Below are 20,203 nucleotides of genomic sequence, written 5' to 3' on the forward strand. Positions count from 1 at the left end.
CGGCCCCGGGCTTCGAATTTCTCAGAGGTTTGAGAGGCTTGGGAACCGGCTCACTTCACGTCCAGGCACACGCCTTCGACGGTGCTGCGGGCGAAGATTTTGCCGTTGGCCAGGATCGGGTAGCTCCAGACCTTGCCGTCCAGCACGTCCTTGCGCGCCACTTCCTTGTATTTGTCAGGGCTGGCCTCGACGACCACGATCTCGCCCTTGTCGCTGGTGGCGATGATCTTGTCTCCGGCGAGGATGACCTGGCCGGGGCCAAAGCCCTTCTCCGCCCACTTGTCCTCACCCGTGCGGATGTCCACGCAGGCCAGGGGGCCGGCGCCGTATTCCTTGAAGCTGAACATGCCGTAGAGGTAGCCGTCCTTCACCACCGGGGTGCTCCAGTGGTTGAAGCACTGGTTTTCACGGCGCCAGATCTGCGTGGCCTCCAGCTTGTCGCCGCTCTTGCTGATCTTGAAGGCGCCCGCGCCCACGCCGTAGCCGGCGGAGCAGTACACGATGTCCTGATAAACCACGGGAGAGGCCGCGGTGCTCACCTTGTAGGGGAAGGGGGCGCGCCAGAGGACATCGCCCTTCTGCGGGTTCACCGCGACGAGGCCGGTCTGCGTGAAGAAGATGGCCTGATGCACGCCCAGGATGTCTGCCAGCACGGGGGTGGCGTGGGTCATCTTGTCGTCCTCGCCCTTCCAGAGCACTTTGCCGGTGTTTTTGTCCAGGCCGATGAGCGCCTGGCCTGCGCCGCCGCCGGCGAGCAGAAGCACATCGCCGTCGATCACGGGAGACGCGGCGTTTTCCCATTTGATCTGCACGCCCGCGTTGTCCTTCATCACATCATGGTCCCAGACGGGCTTGCCCGTGGCGGCGTCAAAACAGAAGACATGCAGCATGGAGTCGATGGCATACACCTTGCCGCCATTCACCACCGGGGTGGAGCGGGAGCCGTCTCCGCCTTTGTTATCGGGCGTGCCGGAGTCGCCGCCGCCGTCATACTTGGGCACCACGCTCAGTGGCTTGCTCCAGAGTTCCTTGCCGTTCTTTTCATCCAGGCAGGTGAGCATTTCGCCGCTGTTGCCCTCGCTCTCTCCGGTGACGAGAGTGTACACCTTGCCGCCAGCCACCGCGAAGGAGCTGAAGCCGTTGTGGGTGGGGTGCTTCCAGACCTGCTTGAGGCTCCACTTGGCATTGGCCAGAGCGGGCACGATGCCGTTGCCGGACGGGCCGCGGAAGGTGCCCCAGTCGGTGGAGTCAGCGGAGAAGGCGGTCGTGGCCAGGGCCAGGCCGAGTGCGGTGGTGAGGTGAGTGCGTGTCATGATGAATGAGGAGGGGGGGATGGGAACGGGCAAGGCGCGGAGGCTCTTTCGTGCAGCATCGTCACAGAAGCGAACGCGGCTGCGCGGGATGGATATTAAACTGCGGACTGGCGCGAATGTCCACGAATGAGCGCACGAGTTGTGTGCGGGGCCGGCAATAGGATGGGCGTGGCGTAAGCCCGCCCGCCCATAAGCGTGCTGCGAACGCCACGGCGTATGAGAGTCCTCGCAGTCGGGCGGAATTACTCCACCGGCCGGCGGGAGCGCGGCTCGGCGTGCACTTTGTCCGTGGCGCCTGCGGCGGTGACGAAGGGGCCGTCAGCCATCGGGGCCACTTTGCTGAAGCCCACTTCCGGCATGTCGCTGGGCTTGCCTTCCAGGGGGAAGTCTTTGCGCAGCGGGAAAAACGGAAAGCCTTCCCACATGAGGATGCGGCGCAGGTCTGGATGGCCGCTGAACTTGATGCCCATCATGTCGTACACCTCGCGCTCATGCCAGTTGGCGGTGGGCCAGAGATCGCTCACGGTGGGGACTTCCTCATCCTCCGCCACGGCGGCGCGCACGCGCAGGTGCTGCAGGTGGCCGTAGCCATAGAGCTCATACACCATCTCAAAGCGCGGCTCGCGGCCCATGTAGTCCAGGCTGGAGACGTCCACGAGGTAGTCGAAGTTCAGCTCATCGCGGCAGTACTTCAGCAGCGGCTTGGCGCTGGCGAGTTTGACCACGAGGGTGTGCTCTCCACGAAACTCCTTCGTTTCCAGCACGGCATCGCTGAACTTCTGCTTCAGGGCTTCCACCATTTGAGGGGCTTTCATGGTCGTCAGAAAAAATTAAGCGGTGAGTTCCTCCAGAAGCTCCCTCTTCTGGTCTGAGGTGGAGTGCTCGGTCTCGATCTTGTGCTGCAGGCGCATGAGGCCTTCCAGCAGCGCCTCCGGGCGCGGCGGGCAGCCGGAGATGTAAACGTCCACCGGAATAAGCTGGTCGATGCCCTGCAGCACCGCGTAGCTGCGGTACATGCCGCCGCTGCTGGCGCAGGCGCCCATGGCGATGCACCACTTCGGCTCCGGCATCTGGTCCCACACGCGCTTCACCGCCAGGGCCATCTTGTAAGTCACCGTGCCGGCCACGATCATCACGTCGGCCTGGCGGGGGGAAAAGCGCATCACCTCCGCACCGAAGCGGCTCAGGTCATAGCGGCTGCACGCCGCGGCCATCATTTCGATGGCGCAGCAGGCCAGGCCCATCGGCATCGGCCACATGGAGTTCTTGCGCATCCAGTTGATGGCGGCGTCCATCTTGGTGACGATGATATTGCCTTCGACCTTCGAGTCGTAAGCAGCAACAGTGGAATCAGCGGAGGCGACCATGGGAGTCAGGGGATTTTGGGACCCCTAGAATTACGCCCCCTGCGCAGGGGCGGCAATCGGATTGTGAAATATTTCACAAGGGGGGAACGATCAGCAGTTGGAAACGAGCCTTGGTGCGGTCTCAAGCTGAGAAGGCTTCATCGTTCTTGATACAGGCCATTTTCAATGGTTTGTGGTATTAGATGATATGAACCCCCTAGACCCAGCTCGGCTATGAAAGGAAGAAGCACAAATCGCTCATAGATTCTTGCAATTCGCTTCCATGATAAAGCGACGTAACGAATTTATTTTCAGTAATTTATATTTGATTTCAGCGCGCTTTCAGAAACCACCATTCATCAAAATTGATAAAGTGGTTGACCCCAAACGAGAGGGGTGATGCTTTCTAGGTATGTCCGAATCATTTCTTCGCTACACTGACCTCGCTGCAGCCATCCAAATGGCGCGGCTCATGGCATGAGCACGGAACAAATCATCCGAGCGCTCACGGGTGGCATGGTCTATAAAGATGCACTTCGGCTGGCGAGGAGGGCAGCGCCACTGATGGATCTTTCAGTTCAGGAGTTCATGCGTCTTCGCAAGAATTTGTCCTGATCAAGCCTGTTCTACTTTTGCGATGAACCGCTCGCTGTAGCCTTCTTTGAGAAGTTGGTCACGTTTCAATGGCTTACCTTTGGCAGCCGCTTGCTGTTTGACCGCCGCGAGCAATTGTGAAATGCCCTGATCAAGCAACTGATTGTCGCTCTTGATCCGTTTCGTGGCTGCGGCGGCTTTCTTCATGTGTTGAAGATTACGCACCTAAAGCATCGCTGCCAATCAATTGTTGCGGGCAACAATTACTGACGATCACAAAGGAGTTCACGCCCCAACTGCGCCAAGTGCCAGCTCCACCTGTGCCATCTTTGACACTTTGGCACAATCTTTGACTCCTTGGCCGTTGACCCCTTGACCTCTCACATCACTCACAATCAACAACTTACATTCCTAAAACCCCACTTGGCACGCGTCTAGCCATAGAAAGACCACCAAAACCCTCAGTTTAACCTTTCTCCCCCAACCCTAAAACCATGAGCAAAATCCTCGGCATTGACCTCGGCACCACCAACTCCTGCATGGCCGTCCTCGAAGGCGGCAAAGCCACGGTGCTGGAAAACAGCGAAGGCGCACGCACGACGCCTTCCATCGTCGCCTTCACCAAGAGCGGCGAACGAGTCGTCGGTCAGGCCGCCAAGCGCCAGGCCGTCACCAACCCCCGCAACACCGTCTTCTCCGTGAAGCGCCTGATGGGCCGCAAATTCACCGAACTCACCGACGCCGACAAGCGCATGCCCTACAAGATCGTGGCCGCTGCCAATGGCGATGCCCACGTGCAGGTGGAAGTCGGCGGTGAAACCAAGACGTATTCCCCGCAGGAAGTCAGCGCCATGATTCTCTCCAAGCTGAAGGCCGACGCTGAAGCCAAGCTGGGTGAAACGATCACCGACGCCGTCATCACCGTCCCCGCCTACTTCAATGACTCCCAGCGCAACGCCACCAAGGCTGCAGGCGAAATCGCCGGCCTGAACGTGCGCCGCATCATCAATGAGCCCACCGCCGCCTCCCTGGCCTACGGCCTCGAAAGCAAGTCCGACGAAAAGATCGCCGTGTATGACCTTGGCGGTGGTACCTTCGACATCTCCGTCCTCGAAATCGGCGACGGCGTCTTTGAAGTGCTCGCCACGGACGGCGACACCCATCTGGGCGGTGACGACTGGGACAACACCCTCATCACCTGGATCGTCAACGAGTTCAAAGCCGACAGCGGCATCGACCTCAGCGGCCAGCCGGACGCCCTGCAGCGCATCAAGGAAGAAGCGGAGAAGGCCAAGATCGCCCTCAGCTCCAGCCAGAGCTACGACCTGAACCTGCCCTTCATCACCGCCGACGCCACCGGGCCGAAGCACATCATGAAGACCCTCACCCGCGCCAAGATGGAGCAGCTCTGCGACTCCCTCTTTGAGCGCACCATGAAGCCCGTGCGCGACTGCCTGGCCGCCGCCAAGCTGGACGCCAGCAAGATCGACGAACTCGTGCTCGTGGGCGGTATGACCCGCATGCCCAAGGTGGTGGAAACCGCCAAGAAACTGGCCGGCAAGGACCCGCATCAGGGTGTGAACCCGGACGAAGTGGTCGCCATCGGTGCCGCCATCCAGGGCGGTGTGCTCAAAGGCGACGTCAAAGACGTGCTCCTGCTCGACGTGACGCCGCTGACCCTCGCCATCGAAACCGCTGGCGGTGTGGCCACGCCGATGATCCCGCGCAACACCACCATTCCGAAGAAGCACAGCCAGACCTTCTCCACCTATGCCGACCAGCAGCCCGGCGTGGAAATCGTGGTCCTGCAGGGCGAGCGCCCCATGTCCCGCGACAACAAGACCCTCGGCACCTTCAAGCTCGACGGCATCCCGCCGATGCCCCGTGGCGTGCCGCAGATCGAAGTGACCTTCGACATCGACGCCAACGGCATCCTGCACGTCTCCGCCAAGGAAAAGACCACCGGCAAAGAGCAGCGCATCTCCATCCAGGGCAGCTCCGGCCTCAGCCAGGACGAGATCGAAAAAGCCAAGCGCGACGCTGAAGAGCACGCCGAGGAAGACCGCAAGCGCAAGGAAGGCGTGGAAGTGAAGAACAAGGCCGACAGCCTGAGCTACGAGATCGAGAAGACCCTGAAGGAGTGGGGCGACAAAGTCCCTGCCGAGCAGACCAAGCCGATCACCGACAAGCTCGCCGATCTCAAGTCCGCCATCGAAGCGAACGACATCGACAAGATGAAGTCGCAGACCGAAGAGATCGAGAAGCTGTTCGCCGCCGCCTACCAGGCCGCTGCCGCCGCAGGAGCCGGAGCCCCCGGTGCCGAAGGAGGCATGCCCGACATGAGCGGCATGGGAGGCCAGCCCTCCGGCGGCACCGCCGAAGCCAAGTCCCAGGACAAAGGCAAGGTGGTCGATGCCGACTTCGAAGTCGTGGACAAGGACAAGTGAGTTCTTCTAACTGACGCAAACTCAGCTAGCTGACCTAATGTTGTCTCTTCAGACCAGAACGATTCCCACTCCGGTGACGAGCCTCCGCGGCTCGTCACCGCGTGGCGTCCTGGAAGGACGCGAGATATTAGCCGGTGGTGCAACCACCGGTTCGTATCGCACGTCCTCGGTTCTCTCCCGTGGCGCACCGGTAGGTGCGCGAGAAGCGTCCGCCATCGGCCCAGCGCCGGTTCGCGGCTGCTTCTCGCGCCCCTCCAGGGCGCTCTCTTCCCCAACGCTGGGGAATCGCGTGGATCCGGTGGTTGCACCACCGGCTAATATCTTTCGTGCCTCCGGCACGACCGAGCGGCACTCGTTCGTACCCCTCGTTTCCCCACGATGAGCCTCGAAGCCCTCAAAGAACTGTCCGCGCTCGATGGAGAGGTGAAACGCCTCCTCCAGCGATACGAGGAGCTGCTGCTGCAGAGGCGGCGGCGCTACCTCTCGCAGATCGTGGAGTGCTTTGCAGGGCTCACGGAGGCGGAGGGCTTCCGCATCAAGCGCGATCCCATGGGCGTCAGCGCGCGCCTGTCAGACACGGAGCTGGCCATCAGCGGCACGGACCCGTCCCACATTCTCGTCGAGGCGCAGGCCAAGTACATCATCACCTGCTCGCTGGCGCAGAACCGCGCCTACGGCATCCTGCTCTGCCGCCAGCCGCTGGTGGAGTTCACCAACCAGAGCTCCGACACGAACGACCAGATCACCAACAAAAAGCTGGAGATCCAGTACCTGCAGTCGCTCATCGAAAACCAGAGCAACGACCAGTGGTACGTCATCGGCCGCCTGGAGACCATGGCGGACAACCTCAACATGGTGGGAGTGCAGCCGCAGTTTGAGTCTTTCCAAACCTTCGACCAGGCGGTGAAAACCGCGCTGCGTGAAATCTCCAACGCCGCCATCGCCCCCCGCGCGCCATGAAGACGACGAACTCACAGCTTCCCATGATGGCGCAGCGCTCCGATGCCCGGAGCGCGGGCGCTGCGCGGCTTTGCACGCTCGTCACCCTCGCCGCCCTTCTCGCCGCCTGCGGTAAAAAGCAGGAGGCACCGAAGGCCGCTGAGGCTCCGAAGCCGGCTGCTGTCTCTGACACCAAGATCGAGGCGGAAGTCTCCGCGGCGCTCACGCCGGCACCGGCTGCTTCTGCCGCGGACCAAGCCTTGAAGGCTGAAGCGGAAGACATCCTGGGCCGCTACCCCGGCAAGAACGCCGTGGAGCTGCTCGCCACGCCTGAGGTGAAGGACAAGCTGGCCGCGACGATGAAGAAGCTCGCCGCCGACCCTGTGCTCATGAAGCGCGTCAACTCCAGCGTGGATCTGGCCGCCCAGATCAAAGGCCTCGAAGGCGCGGCCAAGCTGGACCTGGACATGAAGGACTACGACCGCGCCCGCACCTCCCGCATGCTGCAGTCCGTGCTTTCCGAAGAGCCGCAGCGCATCGTGGACTTCCTCATTGGCGAGATCGGTGAAGCAGCGCCGGACCTCAGCTACGGCGGCCTCGAGCGCGCACCGAACGGCGTCGCCATCGTGCCAAACACCATCCCCGCTCCGGCGCCCGCGCCCGCGCCTCCTCCGGAGGAATGACGAAACCAGAATTCCGAATGACGAATCAAGTTCCAATGACGAAACCCCGAACATCTGCCGAAACGCCCCGTAGCACTTCCTTCGTGCCTGAGGCTTCGTCATTCATTCGACATTCCTCATTCTGGTTTCGTCATTCCTCTCTCCGCAAACACCACAATCTCCTTTCCTAGACTTTCCGCCCGGCCAGCCGGCACACCAACCCGTGTGACAGCAGGCCGGGCAGACAACCCGAACCAAACCGAACCAGAACCAGAAACCCTAAAAGCAGAAACCAGACCAACTATGGCCACCTCCATCACTCCCCTCGGACGCCGCGTCCTCGTGAAGCGTTCCTCCAGCGAAGAAAAGACCGCCGGCGGCATCTTCCTTCCCGACACCGCCAAAGAAAAGCCCCAGGAGGCTGAAGTGCTCGCACTCGGCACCGGCAAGGACGACGAAGGCAAAGACGTGTCCACCCTCTTCACTGTGAAGAAGGGCGACAAAGTCCTCATCTCCAAGTACGGCGGCACGGAAGTGAAGCTCAACGGCGATGACGTCCTCATCATCAACGAAACCGACATCCTCGGCATCATCGGCTAATCCCCACTCAAACCTCACACCCCCAACTCACTACTTATACTGTTATGGCTAAACAACTTCATTTCGACGAACACGCCCGCCAGGCCCTTCTCCGCGGCGTCACCAAGCTCGCCAAGGCCGTCAAGGCCACGCTCGGCCCCTCCGGCCGCAACGTCATCCTGGAAAAGAAATTCGGCTCCCCCACCATCACCAAGGACGGTGTGACCGTGGCCAAGGAAATCGAGCTTCCAGACCCCTATGAAAACATGGGCGCCCAGCTCATCAAGGAAGTCTCCTCCAAGACCTCCGACACCGCTGGCGACGGCACCACCACCGCCACCGTGCTGGCTGAAGCCATCTACTCCGAAGGTCTCCGCAACGTGACCGCCGGCGCCAACCCCACCTCCCTGCAGCGCGGCATCCTCAAGGCCACCGAGGCCATCGTCGCCAAGCTCAAGGAAATCTCCACCCCCGTGAAGGACAGCAAGGAAGTGGCCCAGGTCGCAACCGTGTCTGCCAACTGGGACGCCAGCATCGGCAACATCATCGCCGAAGCCATGGACAAAGTGGGCAAGGAAGGCACCATCACCGTGGAAGAGGCCAAGAGCATCGAAACCACTCTGGAAGTGGTGGAAGGCATGCAGTTCGACAAGGGCTACCTCTCCCCCTACTTCGTGACCAATCCGGAAACGATGGAGTGCAACCTCGAGAACGCCTACATCCTCATCAACGAGAAGAAGGTCAGCAACCTCAAGGACATGCTGCCCCTGCTTGAGAAGGTCGCCCGCTCCGGCAAGCCCCTCCTCATCATCGCTGAAGACGTCGAAGGCGAAGCCCTGGCCACCCTCGTGGTGAACAAGCTGCGCGGCACCCTCAACATCGTCGCCGTCAAGGCTCCTGGCTTCGGCGACCGCCGCAAAGCCATGCTGGAAGACATCGCCATCCTCACCGGTGGCCGCTGCATCACCGAAGACCTCGGCATCAAGCTTGAGAACATCGAGCTCTCCGACCTCGGCCGCGCCAAGCGCATCACCATCGGCAAGGAAAACACCGTCATCGTTGAAGGTGAAGGCTCCTCCGAAGCGATCGCGGGCCGCGTTTCCCAGATCAAGAACCAGATCGCCGAAACCACCAGCGACTACGACCGCGAGAAGCTCCAGGAGCGCCTTGCCAAGCTCGCCGGCGGCGTTGCCGTCATCAACGTCGGTGCCGCCACCGAAACGGAGATGAAGGAAAAGAAAGCCCGCGTCGAAGACGCCCTGCACGCCACCCGTGCAGCCGTTGAGGAAGGCATCGTCCCTGGCGGCGGTGTGGCCCTCATCCGTGCTCAGGCCGCCATCGGCGACCTCAAGCTCGTCGGCGACGAAAAGACCGGCGCTGAAATCATCGCCCGCGCCATCGAAGCCCCCCTCCGCCAGCTGGCCGCCAACGCCGGTCTGGAAGGCGCGCTCATCGTGGCCGAAGTGAAGAAGGGCAAAGGCAACAGCGGCTACAACGTCGCCACCGGCGAATACGTGGACCTCATCAAGGCTGGCGTCGTTGACCCTGCCAAGGTGACCCGCAGCGCTCTCCAGAACGCCGCCTCCATCTCCGGCCTGCTCCTCACCACGGAATGCCTCATCGCAGACATCCCCAAGGAAGAGAAGGCTGACGCCGGTCACAGCCATGACCACGGCGGCATGATGTAATCACATCCTTTTGACCGCTGCGTGACCCAACCCACGCGGCGGCTCAGAAACCCAAAACGCCACGCGGCCCGGAAGCAATTCCGGGCCGCTTTTTGGTACTCAATCCTCTGCGTGCCCCGTCACTCTCTCAATCCTCCTCTTCCTCCTGCTCTGCCTCTTCCTCCCGGACTCCAGGAGTAGGAGTAAGAGAAGGAGTAAGATTGAAATGCTCGCGGAACTCACTCATATTTTCAGCGTTTTCCCGCTGCACGAACCTTTCTTATTCCCATCCTCCCATGACCCTCTCCCACGCTCTCCGCCTCTCCGCTCTCACCGCCGCCCTGGCCCTCTGCAGTTGCGCCACCAGCACCCCGCACGCCACCATCATCGCTCCTCTCACCGCTCAGATCTGCCAGGGCGACGAGGTTTATGCCAAGGTGACTACTTCGGACGGCCGCATGACCGAGGCAGAGTGCGAGACGCTCGGCCTGCAGATCACCCGCGACGTCCAGGCCATGGCACCGCCCCCGGCTGGCGCACCCAACCGCTATGACGTGGAGGTGAACATCACCCGCTACTCTGGCGGGAACTTCTTCGCACGCACCCTGCTGCCCGGCACGGGCCAGATCCGCACGGAGGGCACCGTGACCGTGTATCAGATGCCGAAGCATGTGCTTGTGGGGCAGTTCGTCATCAACAAGCACTTCATGATCGGCGGGATCTATGGAGCAACCGTGGACGTCAACACCATCTCCACCGCCTTCTCGCGCGCCGTGGCCAAGACGCTCTGCCAGGTGCGGTAGGAAGGCACGATGGTCACTCCTGACCGTCGATCAGCCTTCACAAAAGCTCCAGCGCCCCTTCAAATCAAAAGAACGTTCTCCGCCCGCTGAACGTGGCGGGGACGCGCTGACCACCAGACCCGCGTGTCCGCCGCACTCTGCTGGAGCGCGCGCGTCCCGCGTGCCGCATTCAGCGTCCCCGCTGAATGCCGTCCACAAAGGACGGCTCCCTCCCGCAGCTCACAGCAGACCCGACCCGCGGGTGCTTTAGGGACGGTTTTTCGCGAGACGCGAAAACAGCACGCGAGGACGCGCGCGCTCCGGCGTTTCCATCGTCCACCATGTTCCGACCTCTCGCCCTGCTCCTCACCGCCTTCGCTCTTTCCGCCACTGCGGCGGACCAGCCCAATCTCGTCTTCATCCTCAGCGACGATCTCGCTCAAGGCGATCTGGGTTGCTACGGCCAGAAGCTCATCCAGACGCCAAACCTGGACCGCATGGCGAAGGAGGGCACGCGCTATCTTCAAGCCTACTCCGGCACCAGCGTGTGCGCGCCTTCACGCTCCTGCCTGATGACCGGCCTGAATACCGGCCACTGCCCCATCCGCGCCAACCGCGAGATCGGCGCCGAAGGCCAGAAGCCGCTGCCGGCGGGGACCATCACCGTCGCGCAGATCCTTCACGATGCCGGCTACGCCACCGCCTGCATGGGGAAGTGGGGCATGGGCATGTTCGACACCACCGGCAGCCCTTTGAAACTCGGCTTTGACCACTTCTACGGCTACAACTGCCAGCGCCACGCCCACAGCTACTTCCCCACCTATCTCTACAACGACGACAAGCGCTTTGACCTCCCCGGCAACACCGGCCACGGCGTGGGCAAAACCTACGCGCAAAATCTCATCTCCGACGAAGTCATCCGCTGGGTGCGAGAGCACAAGTCCGGCCCCTTCTTCCTCTTCTTCGCCATCACCCTGCCGCATGGAAACTTCGAGATCGACGACCAGGGAATCTACAAGGACAAGCCCTGGACCGAAAAGCAGAAGAACTACGCCGCCATGGTCACCCGCCTCGACAGCGATGTGGGCCGCCTGCTCGCCACGCTCAAAGAGTGCGGCATCGATGAGAAAACGCTGGTGATGACGTCCGGCGACAACGGTTCCTCCTTCGCTCCCGATTCCGAAATGGGCAGGCTCTTTGACCAGGCCTCCAACGGCCTGCGCGGCTACAAACGCAGCCTCTATGAAGGCGGTCTGCGCCAGGCCGCACTGGCACGCTGGCCCGGCCAGGTGCCCGCGGGGCGCGTGACCGATGAGCCCTGGGCCTTCTGGGATTTCCTCCCCACCGCCGCCGAGCTCGCCGGGGCCAAGATCCCCGCCGCCTGCAAAACGGACGGCCTCTCCTTGGTCTCCTTCCTCAAAGGCGGCCCGGCACCGAAGCGCGACCATTTTTACTGGGAACTCCACGAAGGCCCCTCACTCCAGGCCGTCCGCTTTGGCGACTGGAAAGCGGTGCGCAACGGGCCCGAGAAACCCATCGAACTCTACGACCTGAAAACCGACGTCGCCGAGGCCCATGACCTCGCCAAAGAGAAGCCCGATCTCGTCGCCAAAGCCGCCGCGCTCATGGAGTCTTCCCGCACGCCAGATCCCGACTGGCCGCTGGTGCAGAAACGTGGAGGGCAGGGGAGGAAGAAAAAGCCCTGAGTGCGCCCGCAAGAAGGCGAGGTCCGAGAGCAAAGGCCGGCTTGCCGGTCACAAGGCTGTGCGCCCCCCCATTTGCGGTGCCTTGTTCCGGCATGAAATCCTTCTAAACATTGATTTACAGCAAGATAGAACTTAAAATTTTTCAGTGCTGAAGCTGCGTTATTTTGAAATTCCATGGAATTGAGAGTGAAGAAAGCTTGATTATCTATGGAAATTTTAATAGATTTGGAACGCATGAGCTTCCAATCTCCCAACGCCACCCTGCCGCCACCCGGTCTGACTGCTCGCCCCGGGGATCTTTTTGCCAGTGAAGTGGCGGCTCTGGTGCAGGACATCCAGCGCACCCGGGATTGGTTCAACAGCCAGCTCGACGCCCAGCTCTCCGCCCTTCGCCAGCTCTGCGCCACCGCTCCCTCGCCGATGCCGGCGGAGGAGCCGAAGGGCGGTCTTTCCATGGCCACGCTGTTTGAGGCCCCGCGGCCCGTCTCCGCGCCGCTGCCGCCGCCCGTCGTGGAAGTGGTGGCCACCCCTGAGGCGAGCAAGGTCACCTCCGTGCACCAGGCCATCGTCCTCCCTCCTACGCTGACCGCCACTCTGGACCCGCACCTGGAGCAAGCGACCCTGCATGAGCTCAACAACGCCCTGACCCGCGCGTTTTCGGAAATCTCCGCCCGCGGCGGGATGATCGGCTGAATCCCCGGCTCTCCACGTCATCCGAGACAAATCTTCGGCAAGCTCCGGTATTCCGGTGACGTACAAAAGTGCTCTCCATGAATACCATTATCACCGACCCTGTCGTGGCATCGCGCCGCGAATTTCTCAAAACCACCACGAAGACCGTCGCCAGCCTTTCCGCGCTCTCCGGCATCAGCATTCCTTTTGTGCACGCCGCCGGCAGTGATGAAATCCGCACCGCCCTGATCGGCTGCGGTGGTCGTGGCACCGGCGCCGCCAGCAATGCGATGGGCGTGCAGTCCCGCGTGACGCGTCTGGTGGCGATGGCGGACGTTTCCAAAGAGCGCCTGGACTCCAGCTTTGACAACCTCACCAAGAAGCACCCGGACCGCATGTCCGTGTCTGAAGATGCGAAGTTCATCGGCTTTGACGCCTACAAGCATGCCATCGACAGCCTGCGCAAAGGAGACGTGGCCATCTTCACCACGCCGGTGGCCTTCCGCTGGGTGCATTACAAGTATGCCATCGACAAGGGCGTGAACATCTTCATGGAAAAGCCCATCTGCACGGACGGCCCCACCGCCCGCCGCCTGCTGGCCTTGAACGAAGAGGCCAAGAAGAAGAATCTGAAGGTGGGCGTGGGCCTCATGTGCCGCCATTGCCGCGTGCGTGGCGAGCTCTTCAACCGCATCCAGGATGGCGAGATCGGCGACCTGATGCTCATGCGTGCGTACCGCATGCAGGGCGTCATCGGCAGCGTGTTCACTCCGCGTCGTGATCCAAAGGCCCATCCAAACGAGCTGCTCTGGCAGATCAAAAATTTCCACAGCTTCCTCTGGGCCTCCGGCGGCGGCTTCAGCGACTTCAACATCCACAACATCGACGAAGCCTGCTGGATGAAGAACGACTGGCCCGTGGAAGTGCAGGCCAGCGGCGGCCGCAGCGACCGTGGCGACAACGTGGACCAGAACTTTGACCACTACTCCTGCGAGTACACCTTCAAGGACGGCGCCAAGCTCTACCTGGAAGGCCGCACCGCGCTGAACACGCACACCCAGTTTGCCACCCAGGTGCACGGCACCAAGGGCAGCGCCATCGTCTCCACCGCCGGCCACTTCCCCTCCAAGGCCATGACCTTCAAGGGCCAGAACATGGTGCGCTCCAACATCATCTGGCGCGGCAAGCAGCCAGAGCCGAATCCGTATGATCTTGAGTGGCAGGACCTCATCGAGGCCATCATCAAGGACACTCCCTACAATGAAGTGGAGCGCGGCATCAAGTCCAGCGTGACGACCGCCATGGGCCGCGCCGCCGCGCACACCGGCCAGGTCGTGCGCTACAACGACTACATCAACAGCCCCTTCGAGTTCTCCCCGAACGCGGATCAGCTCACGCTCGACGGCCCGCCGCCGCTCGTGGCCGACAAGGACGGCAACTACCCCGTGCCGAAGGCCGGTCAGTTCAAGGACCGCGAGTACGCCATGGAGCCGCAGGCGAATCCCTTCCCGCTCATCCAGTTCCCGCCGGAAGCCGCCCCCGAGCCCCTCTCCCCGCCGGAACGGCCCAAAAAGCCCGCCGCGAAGAAGCCGGAAGCCAAGAAGGCGTAAGACTGAAGCACCCACCGTCTGCTCAACCGCCGCCCCTCACCGGGCGGCGGTTTTTTTTGTGGCGTAGGACTACCGTGGCGAAGCCCGCCCGTCCATCAGCGTACGGCAAACACCCAGGCTTACGCCCCCCCCTCGCAGTCGGTCGCAGGCCGGAACTCCGGACCCTCAACAATCAGCAATCGAATGCTCATCAATCGTCAATCACGCACGCCCAGCGACGCTGTGCGCGAGATCGATTGACGATTGTCGAGCCATCGATTTTAGATTTTTGAAGTGCCAGGCCTGCGCCTTGGAGCAACGCTGCTGTCTGGACGTAGGACGGCCGTGGCGAAGCCCGCCCGTCCATCAGCGTACGGCAAGCACCCAGGCTTACGCACCCCCCCTCGCAGCCGGACGGTTTGGCCGAGAAACGTTCGCGTGATGAAGAGTCCATCATCCGCCAAACACACCCAACGGCGCCTCACTCCGTCAGCGAATGCAGATACTCCTCCAGATTCGTGTATCCATCCCCGTCCGCATCCGCCGTCCCATCCGCAGGGTCTTGCGCATCGAGCCCATGCGCCTGCTCCCATGCATCGGGCATGCCGTCGTGATCAGTGTCGGCAGGCGCGGTGCCGCTGGCGAGTTGAGGATGCCCGCCCACCTGCGCGGGTGAATTGATCATCGAGCCCGTGCCATTTTTCACGTCCGCAGTGATGCGCGCATCCACCGCATCGCGCCTGGGCCGCGTGGCACCGGCTTGTGCCAGCACGCTGGTGCAAGCAGCCTCCGCATCCGTCACCGTCACAGGCCACGTGGCAAACCGCTGCGCCGCGCGGTACTGCGTGGGCGCGATCTTCTGATCAAACTTGTAGCTCACCAGCGACCATTCATCGCCGCTGTTTGCCGCGCGGTGCGGGCCGCGGTTGCCCTCCACATAGACCTTCGGAACGCCGCTGGAATTCACGATGATCTCATACAGCCCGGGCTCGGTGGAGCGGCCCGGTTTGAAGAAGTTCCCCACGAAGTTCACGAAGGAGTTGGAGTCGTTGTCAAAGACCTCTCCCGCCAGGCTGCCGGGATCATAGATCACATTGTTGAGGATGTCGTGCGTGCCGCCGGCGGAGATGAGCGGATTGCGGAAGCCGTTGTGCGCCATCAGCGTGTGGTGCACGGTCACATGGTCGCAGCCGTCGCCGATGAGCAGTCCGGCGCTGTGGTAGCCTTTGTGATGGCGGCTGTGATCCAGCGCCTCGCTGACGATGCACCAGCTAAAGGTGATGTCATGCGCGCCGAACCAGGTGTTCACGGCCTCATCCTCGCTCCAGCTCGCGGAGACGTGGTCGATCACCACATGATGCGCGCCGTCGGTCACTTTGCCGTGCGTGCCGAGGATCGTGAGCGCGTCGTTGTCGTCCGGCTCAATGCGGCCTTCGTTGCCAGGCCGCAGGCGCAGATGCTGGATGAGCACGTCATGCGTGGCGATGGTAAGCCCGGCGTTTTTCAGGCAGATACCATCTCCTGGTGCCGTCTGTCCTGCGAGGGTGAGGAAGGGATGCACGACGATGAGCGGGCTCTCCAGCCCGATGGTCCCGCCCACGCGAAACACCAGGGTGCGCGGCGCGGGATCATTCAGCGCCTCCCGCAGCGTGCCGGGCCCGTGATCTGCCAGCGAGGTGACTTCGATGACCCTGCCGCCACGCCCCGCCGGGGTGCGCGTACCAAAACCCTCCGCGCCGGGAAACACCGGCAGTCCCTCCAGCGGCGGCAGCGCGCTGGGCTGGCCGGGATTCTTCGCGGTCTGCGGCGCCGTCCATTTCTTCACCAGCGGAATGCCCGGGTAGATGATGAAGCCCAGGAAGAGCAGGCCGCCGCCGTAGAGAGCCACGCGCGCCCGCATGCCTGCCGCTTTTTCACGCAGCATGCGCCAGCCCAGCCAGGCCGCCAGGAGCGGGCAGAGCGTCATGGTGCCAAACACGACGTAGGGCGTCAGGTGCTTCACCATCCAGTTAAAGCCGGTGGAAAGGCGCAGCACGTGCAGCAGAACGAAAAACCAAAGCAACAGGGGAAGGGCGAGCAGGAGCGGGATGGGCCTGCCACGGCGGTCGGAGGAAGCTGCATTCATCGGAGGGTTGAACCTGCCCGAAACCGCCGGGTTGCAGATCTAAATTCCAGGCTGATGCGGGGGCGTTTTCGGTTCTTAAGAAGCTAAGGTGTATCTGAGGGCAATCTAAGGAGTGATTTAGAAGCCGAGCTCAGACTCGGCTGATACCGTTCTCACGTGGAAAATCAGGAGGCTGACACCCCCATACCAGAATCTCTGAGCGCCACGCCCGAAGCCGAATGTGTGCGGCTGTTGGACGGGCGCAGGCGCTGGCTGAAACTAGGTATGTGGGGTGCCCTGGGCACGATTGGAGGAGGTCTTGGCTATTTCATGGCACCTCCTGCAATCGTGCCCCTTTATTTCAACGGTCTCTATGCCTTCGCGCACGAGAGCCACCCCGCCGTGGTTCATCAACTGGTGGCGGCCGCCAATGAACTGGTGGGAAAGCCCTACAAGTGGGGCGGCGGGCACCAATACCTTTTCGACAACGGCTTCGACTGCTCCGGCTCCGTGTCCCACGTGTTGTACCGGGCAAAGCTGCTGGACCGGCCGCTCAGCTCCGTCGCTTTTGCGCGCTATGCCTGGGCCGGGGTCGGGAGTTACGTCACCGTTTTCGTCAACCCGGGGCACCATGTGTTCATGCACATCTGCGGCCTGCGTTTTGACACCTCCGGCGCACTGACGGGAGAGGGCCCGCGCTGGCGCGTGGGCAGCCGCTCCTACGCAGGCTTTTACCCCCGGCATCCCGCCTGGCTGTGAGCCAGCCTGAAGTCGCCGTTGCGTCCCGGAGGAGGACTGCTTTGCACGGCCGCCAGGCCGGGCCATGAGAGTGCTTTAGGGTGCTTCCCCGATCCGTTTTTGGCCGCAGTCAGGTCTCCGATGCGTATTCCTTGGTAGCCCCCTCCCCCTTTTTCCAGAGTTTTCCCGCCCGTCCAACGCCGCGGGCTCATCTTCCATTCTCACCCTGGCCACCCCATGAACTCTTCCTTTCGCTTTCTCCTGCTAACGCTCGCCTTTGGACTGGCGGCATGTCATAAAAAATCGTCCCCAGCTCAGGCAGACATGGATGCGGAGTCCCGGCAGAAGGCCGTGGAAGTGCGCGCTGCGGCTGACAAAGAAGCGGCGGCGGTGAAGGAGTCCGCAGCCATCAAGGAGGCCGCCCGCAAAGAGGCCGCCGCCAAGGAAGCACTGGCACCCGGCTCCACCGTCCCGGCGGCTTCGCTGCCAGAGCCGCTTCCCTCTTCCACACCGCCCGCACCCGCACCCCCGAAGTAGAGAAAACAGCGGTCGCTCATTGAAGATAGGGTATCTCCCAATTGACAGTGCCGCACCTCACTGGACAGACTGCGGGCATGAATTCATTGCTCCTGGTCATTGCGCGCTTCTTTCAACGCTGGCGAGTCTGGTCCTGGAGCCTGGGGCTGGTTCTGGCCATGATGCTGGCCTCTTGCGCAAGCCCCGAGGGCAATGACGGCCTCTCGGGCGCCCCCGCGCCGAATGTGCAGGGGATTTATCAGGGCTCCTACACCTACGGCGGCGCCTACCAGAAGCTGAAGGGGCACTCGGTCAGCTTTGAGATTTCCATCCGGCAGATGCGTGGCTCCAGCAAGATTTCCGGCGTCGTCAAGGAAGCCTACACCGGCTCCGGCACCCTGAAGGATGGCTTTGTCTGGTCGGACATCCACGGCACCTGCCAGACAGACAGCGGCTACGTCCACTTAAAATTCCGCAAGACCTACCGTCACTCCAAAGAACCGTCCGTGATGTATTCAGGGTCCCTCCCGCCGGGGTCCAGCCTGCTCTCCGGCACCTGGTACCTGGAGTCGAAGACGGCCGACAGCGGCATGTTTCAGATCAGCAACATCCATGTGCAATGAACTCCACCGCCACTGCTTTCGTCCTGCTCGCGGCCCTTGGCCTGACGGGCTCCCTCTCACCTGCGCAAACGCCTGCCCCGGCTGCGACTGCGGCTCCGCCGGCCATCCTGGTGAGCGGCTTTGAAGCCTTTGGCGGCCGCACTGAAAACGCCTCCTGGGTCCTGGCGCAGGAAATCGCCAAGGCCTTCCCCAACGAGGTGCGCAGCCTTCAGGTGCCTGTGATCTGGGGTGCCCCGCTGACCTGCATCAAGGACGTCAAGCAACTGCCGCAGGTGTGGATCGCCTTCGGGGAGGGGACCTCGGAGTTTCAGATCGAAACCGTGGCCCACAACGTGCGCGGCAGGTATCCCGACAACCATGGCACCAAACCTGTGACGCCAGACGTCGTCAAAGACGCCGAACCGGAGCTGCACCTGACCGCGAAGGTGGAAGGGCTGGCCGAGGCGCTGACCCAGGCGGGATTCCCCACCCACGTCTCTCAGAACGCCGGCCGTTATCTATGCGAGGAAATGCTCTACGCTCTGCTGCACGAACAGAAGGAGCATCCCGAGGCGCTGCGGCTGGTGCTCTTCATCCACGTGCCGCCCCTGACGCCAACGGGGAAGGGGGCCGCCACGAAGAAAGAAACGGCGGCTGGCGTGAAGCACAAGGTGGACGCCGAGTGGCTGCAGGCCTTTGGCAAACAGCTCTTCGCCTCCCTGCGCCAGCAGGGTCTGCTCCCAGCGCCAGCAGCACCGGCAGCCCATTAGCCTCGGAAGCCCTCCCGGGCACATGGGTGACACTTTTTAGTGATGGTGCCCGCCGCCATGACTCACGTGACCACCGCCGCCGTGGCTGGCATGGCCGCCGCCATGGCTCACATGACCGCCGCCGTGAAACACCGGGCCCCTGCTGTGACCGACGTGCCCGCCATGGGAGGGCAGCACATACCCAGGGCGAACGTAGGAAGGCCGATAGTGGTAGCTGCGATACCCGTAGCCGCCGCCGTAATACGGCCGCACATACGTGGAGGTGGGCTGCGTGACCCACTGGTAAATGGGGTAGCCCATCGCGTCATAACCGACGATCTGATACACGGCATACACGGGTGTCCCGTTGGTGAGGTAGCTCACGATCCGGCGCGCGCCCGGATAAGGCTGCACTCCCAGGGAGGGTACGGGAACCGGCGGCAGGTAGGCGCCTGCAGGAGCTGCGAGGCCAAACACACTGGCCGCAGCAAGGAGGCTGATGAGTGTCTTCATAAGGTTCATGGAGGGTTGCTCCACCTGATTAAACGCCCGGCCGTCCAGCTTATTCAATGGGCACCCGGCAGGTGGGTGCTGTTTGAAGAGCAGCCCCCGCCCGGCGTTCTCCCGCCGCGAAAAGCAGTCTCTCCCGCGCGGCGAGAGGACTGCCTTCTGCTGCCGAAGCGCCGACCAAAATCGCAGCTTTCAATCACCCCCGCTTAGCGGTGATGATACCAGCCTTTGTGCAGACCATGGTCGTGGCCGTATCGATTCCAGTGCCCCGGCGGCACGGGCTTTCCATAGACCGGGCCCACAGGCTGGGTCACCCACTGGTAGATCGGGAGGCCCATGCGATTGTAGCCCACGATCTGGTAGGTGGCGTACACGGGCATGCCATTGATGTAATTCACGATCCGGCGCTGATGCAGATACGGATGAGCGGCGTTTGCGGGAGCTGCAATGCTGAACACGCTGACCGCTGCGAGAAGGGAAAGAAGTGTTTTCATACAAGTAAGGGAGGTTTGTTCCTTTGATTTCGACGCCTCCTTCCGCCTGGCCATTCGATTTTCGAGGCCCGAAATTTGTGCCAGAGAGTCTCTCTCGAATGCGGCTCAGGCAAAGCCTGGGCCTTCACAGGGGTACCTTCAAGAAAGGCCAGGGCGGTGGACCGCTGCCACATCCCATCCCCCGGCCCTAAAGC

At 62.2% G+C, this 20,203-nt stretch carries 20 protein-coding genes; 13 read left to right on the top strand and 7 right to left on the bottom strand.

Going from position 1 to position 20,203, the window contains the following annotated elements; all coding sequences use genetic code 11:
- Positions 1-50: 50 nt before the first annotated feature.
- From ACILSQ_RS02670 to ACILSQ_RS02685, 4 genes are all read right to left on the bottom strand, one after another.
- Positions 51-1,313 (bottom strand): PQQ-binding-like beta-propeller repeat protein, encoded by a 1,263-nt coding sequence (locus ACILSQ_RS02670; protein ID WP_395742032.1) that lies wholly within the window; start codon positions 1,311-1,313, stop codon positions 51-53.
- A 242-nt stretch (positions 1,314-1,555) separates the two neighbouring features.
- Positions 1,556-2,128: an NADH-quinone oxidoreductase subunit C gene (locus ACILSQ_RS02675; protein WP_395742033.1), complete on the bottom strand. Its 573-nt coding sequence runs from the start codon at positions 2,126-2,128 to the stop codon at positions 1,556-1,558.
- Between the two features lie 15 nt (positions 2,129-2,143).
- A complete protein-coding gene (gene nuoB, locus ACILSQ_RS02680) occupies positions 2,144-2,680 on the bottom strand; it encodes an NADH-quinone oxidoreductase subunit NuoB (RefSeq protein ID WP_395742034.1) in 537 nt (178 codons plus the stop codon).
- Positions 2,681-3,274: 594 nt separating this feature from the next.
- Positions 3,275-3,460 carry a hypothetical protein gene (locus tag ACILSQ_RS02685; RefSeq protein WP_395742035.1) on the bottom strand — a complete coding sequence of 62 codons (186 nt, stop codon included), beginning with the start codon at positions 3,458-3,460 and terminating at the stop codon, positions 3,275-3,277.
- A gap of 287 nt (positions 3,461-3,747) precedes the next feature.
- Here ACILSQ_RS02685 and dnaK point away from each other — a divergent pair, with 287 nt between their 5' ends.
- The 9 genes from dnaK to ACILSQ_RS02730 all read left to right on the top strand — a co-directional run bounded on the left by dnaK (position 3,748) and on the right by ACILSQ_RS02730 (position 14,317).
- Positions 3,748-5,700, top strand: a complete 1,953-nt coding sequence (gene dnaK / locus ACILSQ_RS02690) for a molecular chaperone DnaK (RefSeq protein WP_395742036.1) — start codon at positions 3,748-3,750, stop codon at positions 5,698-5,700.
- A gap of 378 nt (positions 5,701-6,078) precedes the next feature.
- Positions 6,079-6,660 (top strand): hypothetical protein, encoded by a 582-nt coding sequence (locus tag ACILSQ_RS02695; protein WP_395742037.1) that lies wholly within the window; start codon positions 6,079-6,081, stop codon positions 6,658-6,660.
- A complete protein-coding gene (locus ACILSQ_RS02700; RefSeq protein ID WP_395742038.1) occupies positions 6,657-7,322 on the top strand; it encodes a hypothetical protein in 666 nt (221 codons plus the stop codon). The genes ACILSQ_RS02695 and ACILSQ_RS02700 overlap by 4 nt, the downstream gene beginning before the upstream one ends.
- 282 nt (positions 7,323-7,604) lie before the next feature.
- Positions 7,605-7,901 (top strand): co-chaperone GroES, encoded by a 297-nt coding sequence (locus ACILSQ_RS02705; protein ID WP_395742039.1) that lies wholly within the window; start codon positions 7,605-7,607, stop codon positions 7,899-7,901.
- A gap of 44 nt (positions 7,902-7,945) precedes the next feature.
- Positions 7,946-9,568, top strand: a complete 1,623-nt coding sequence (gene groL, locus ACILSQ_RS02710) for a chaperonin GroEL (RefSeq protein WP_395742040.1) — start codon at positions 7,946-7,948, stop codon at positions 9,566-9,568.
- A 275-nt stretch (positions 9,569-9,843) separates the two neighbouring features.
- Positions 9,844-10,350, top strand: a complete 507-nt coding sequence (locus ACILSQ_RS02715) for a DUF4410 domain-containing protein (RefSeq protein ID WP_395742041.1) — start codon at positions 9,844-9,846, stop codon at positions 10,348-10,350.
- 320 nt (positions 10,351-10,670) lie between these two features.
- Positions 10,671-12,035 (top strand): arylsulfatase, encoded by a 1,365-nt coding sequence (locus ACILSQ_RS02720; protein ID WP_395742042.1) that lies wholly within the window; start codon positions 10,671-10,673, stop codon positions 12,033-12,035.
- A 234-nt stretch (positions 12,036-12,269) separates the two neighbouring features.
- On the top strand, positions 12,270-12,728 hold the full coding sequence (locus ACILSQ_RS02725) for a hypothetical protein (protein ID WP_395742043.1): 459 nt from the start codon (positions 12,270-12,272) through the stop codon (positions 12,726-12,728).
- 77 nt (positions 12,729-12,805) lie between these two features.
- Positions 12,806-14,317 carry a Gfo/Idh/MocA family protein gene (locus ACILSQ_RS02730; protein ID WP_395742044.1) on the top strand — a complete coding sequence of 504 codons (1,512 nt, stop codon included), beginning with the start codon at positions 12,806-12,808 and terminating at the stop codon, positions 14,315-14,317.
- Between the two features lie 460 nt (positions 14,318-14,777).
- On the opposite strand, the gene ACILSQ_RS02735 is transcribed toward ACILSQ_RS02730, so the two are convergent.
- Positions 14,778-16,421 (bottom strand): pectate lyase, encoded by a 1,644-nt coding sequence (locus ACILSQ_RS02735; RefSeq protein ID WP_395742045.1) that lies wholly within the window; start codon positions 16,419-16,421, stop codon positions 14,778-14,780.
- 309 nt (positions 16,422-16,730) lie between these two features.
- Between ACILSQ_RS02735 and ACILSQ_RS02740 the strand changes: the two genes are divergently transcribed.
- The 4 genes from ACILSQ_RS02740 to ACILSQ_RS02755 all read left to right on the top strand — a co-directional run bounded on the left by ACILSQ_RS02740 (position 16,731) and on the right by ACILSQ_RS02755 (position 19,026).
- Positions 16,731-17,159, top strand: a complete 429-nt coding sequence (locus tag ACILSQ_RS02740; RefSeq protein WP_395742046.1) for a peptidoglycan endopeptidase — start codon at positions 16,731-16,733, stop codon at positions 17,157-17,159.
- A gap of 216 nt (positions 17,160-17,375) precedes the next feature.
- Positions 17,376-17,675 carry a hypothetical protein gene (locus ACILSQ_RS02745; protein ID WP_395742047.1) on the top strand — a complete coding sequence of 100 codons (300 nt, stop codon included), beginning with the start codon at positions 17,376-17,378 and terminating at the stop codon, positions 17,673-17,675.
- 77 nt (positions 17,676-17,752) lie between these two features.
- A complete protein-coding gene (locus ACILSQ_RS02750) occupies positions 17,753-18,277 on the top strand; it encodes a hypothetical protein (protein WP_395742048.1) in 525 nt (174 codons plus the stop codon).
- Positions 18,274-19,026 (top strand): hypothetical protein, encoded by a 753-nt coding sequence (locus ACILSQ_RS02755; RefSeq protein ID WP_395742049.1) that lies wholly within the window; start codon positions 18,274-18,276, stop codon positions 19,024-19,026. Before ACILSQ_RS02750 ends, ACILSQ_RS02755 begins: the two co-directional genes overlap by 4 nt.
- Before the next feature lie 36 nt (positions 19,027-19,062).
- Here the strand turns inward: ACILSQ_RS02755 and ACILSQ_RS02760 are convergent, their stop codons facing one another.
- Positions 19,063-19,518, bottom strand: coding sequence for a hypothetical protein (locus tag ACILSQ_RS02760; protein ID WP_395742050.1), 456 nt, complete (start codon positions 19,516-19,518; stop codon positions 19,063-19,065).
- Between the two features lie 203 nt (positions 19,519-19,721).
- Entirely contained in the window at positions 19,722-20,009 is a 288-nt protein-coding gene (locus tag ACILSQ_RS02765; RefSeq protein ID WP_395742051.1) for a hypothetical protein, read from the bottom strand.
- Between the last annotated feature and the right edge of the window lie 194 nt (positions 20,010-20,203).

The sequence above is a fragment of the Prosthecobacter sp. genome, assembly GCF_044227185.1.
GTDB lineage: Bacteria > Verrucomicrobiota > Verrucomicrobiia > Verrucomicrobiales > Verrucomicrobiaceae > Prosthecobacter.

Coding starts and splice junctions, on each gene's coding strand:
- ACILSQ_RS02670 (WP_395742032.1), bottom strand. CDS start 1,313: ATGACACGCACTCACCTCACCACCGCACTCGGCCTGGCCCTGGCCACG.
- ACILSQ_RS02675 (WP_395742033.1), bottom strand. CDS start 2,128: ATGAAAGCCCCTCAAATGGTGGAAGCCCTGAAGCAGAAGTTCAGCGAT.
- nuoB (WP_395742034.1), bottom strand. CDS start 2,680: ATGGTCGCCTCCGCTGATTCCACTGTTGCTGCTTACGACTCGAAGGTC.
- ACILSQ_RS02685 (WP_395742035.1), bottom strand. CDS start 3,460: ATGAAGAAAGCCGCCGCAGCCACGAAACGGATCAAGAGCGACAATCAG.
- dnaK (WP_395742036.1), top strand. CDS start 3,748: ATGAGCAAAATCCTCGGCATTGACCTCGGCACCACCAACTCCTGCATG.
- ACILSQ_RS02695 (WP_395742037.1), top strand. CDS start 6,079: ATGAGCCTCGAAGCCCTCAAAGAACTGTCCGCGCTCGATGGAGAGGTG.
- ACILSQ_RS02700 (WP_395742038.1), top strand. CDS start 6,657: ATGAAGACGACGAACTCACAGCTTCCCATGATGGCGCAGCGCTCCGAT.
- ACILSQ_RS02705 (WP_395742039.1), top strand. CDS start 7,605: ATGGCCACCTCCATCACTCCCCTCGGACGCCGCGTCCTCGTGAAGCGT.
- groL (WP_395742040.1), top strand. CDS start 7,946: ATGGCTAAACAACTTCATTTCGACGAACACGCCCGCCAGGCCCTTCTC.
- ACILSQ_RS02715 (WP_395742041.1), top strand. CDS start 9,844: ATGACCCTCTCCCACGCTCTCCGCCTCTCCGCTCTCACCGCCGCCCTG.
- ACILSQ_RS02720 (WP_395742042.1), top strand. CDS start 10,671: ATGTTCCGACCTCTCGCCCTGCTCCTCACCGCCTTCGCTCTTTCCGCC.
- ACILSQ_RS02725 (WP_395742043.1), top strand. CDS start 12,270: ATGAGCTTCCAATCTCCCAACGCCACCCTGCCGCCACCCGGTCTGACT.
- ACILSQ_RS02730 (WP_395742044.1), top strand. CDS start 12,806: ATGAATACCATTATCACCGACCCTGTCGTGGCATCGCGCCGCGAATTT.
- ACILSQ_RS02735 (WP_395742045.1), bottom strand. CDS start 16,421: ATGAATGCAGCTTCCTCCGACCGCCGTGGCAGGCCCATCCCGCTCCTG.
- ACILSQ_RS02740 (WP_395742046.1), top strand. CDS start 16,731: ATGGCACCTCCTGCAATCGTGCCCCTTTATTTCAACGGTCTCTATGCC.
- ACILSQ_RS02745 (WP_395742047.1), top strand. CDS start 17,376: ATGAACTCTTCCTTTCGCTTTCTCCTGCTAACGCTCGCCTTTGGACTG.
- ACILSQ_RS02750 (WP_395742048.1), top strand. CDS start 17,753: ATGAATTCATTGCTCCTGGTCATTGCGCGCTTCTTTCAACGCTGGCGA.
- ACILSQ_RS02755 (WP_395742049.1), top strand. CDS start 18,274: ATGAACTCCACCGCCACTGCTTTCGTCCTGCTCGCGGCCCTTGGCCTG.
- ACILSQ_RS02760 (WP_395742050.1), bottom strand. CDS start 19,518: ATGAAGACACTCATCAGCCTCCTTGCTGCGGCCAGTGTGTTTGGCCTC.
- ACILSQ_RS02765 (WP_395742051.1), bottom strand. CDS start 20,009: ATGAAAACACTTCTTTCCCTTCTCGCAGCGGTCAGCGTGTTCAGCATT.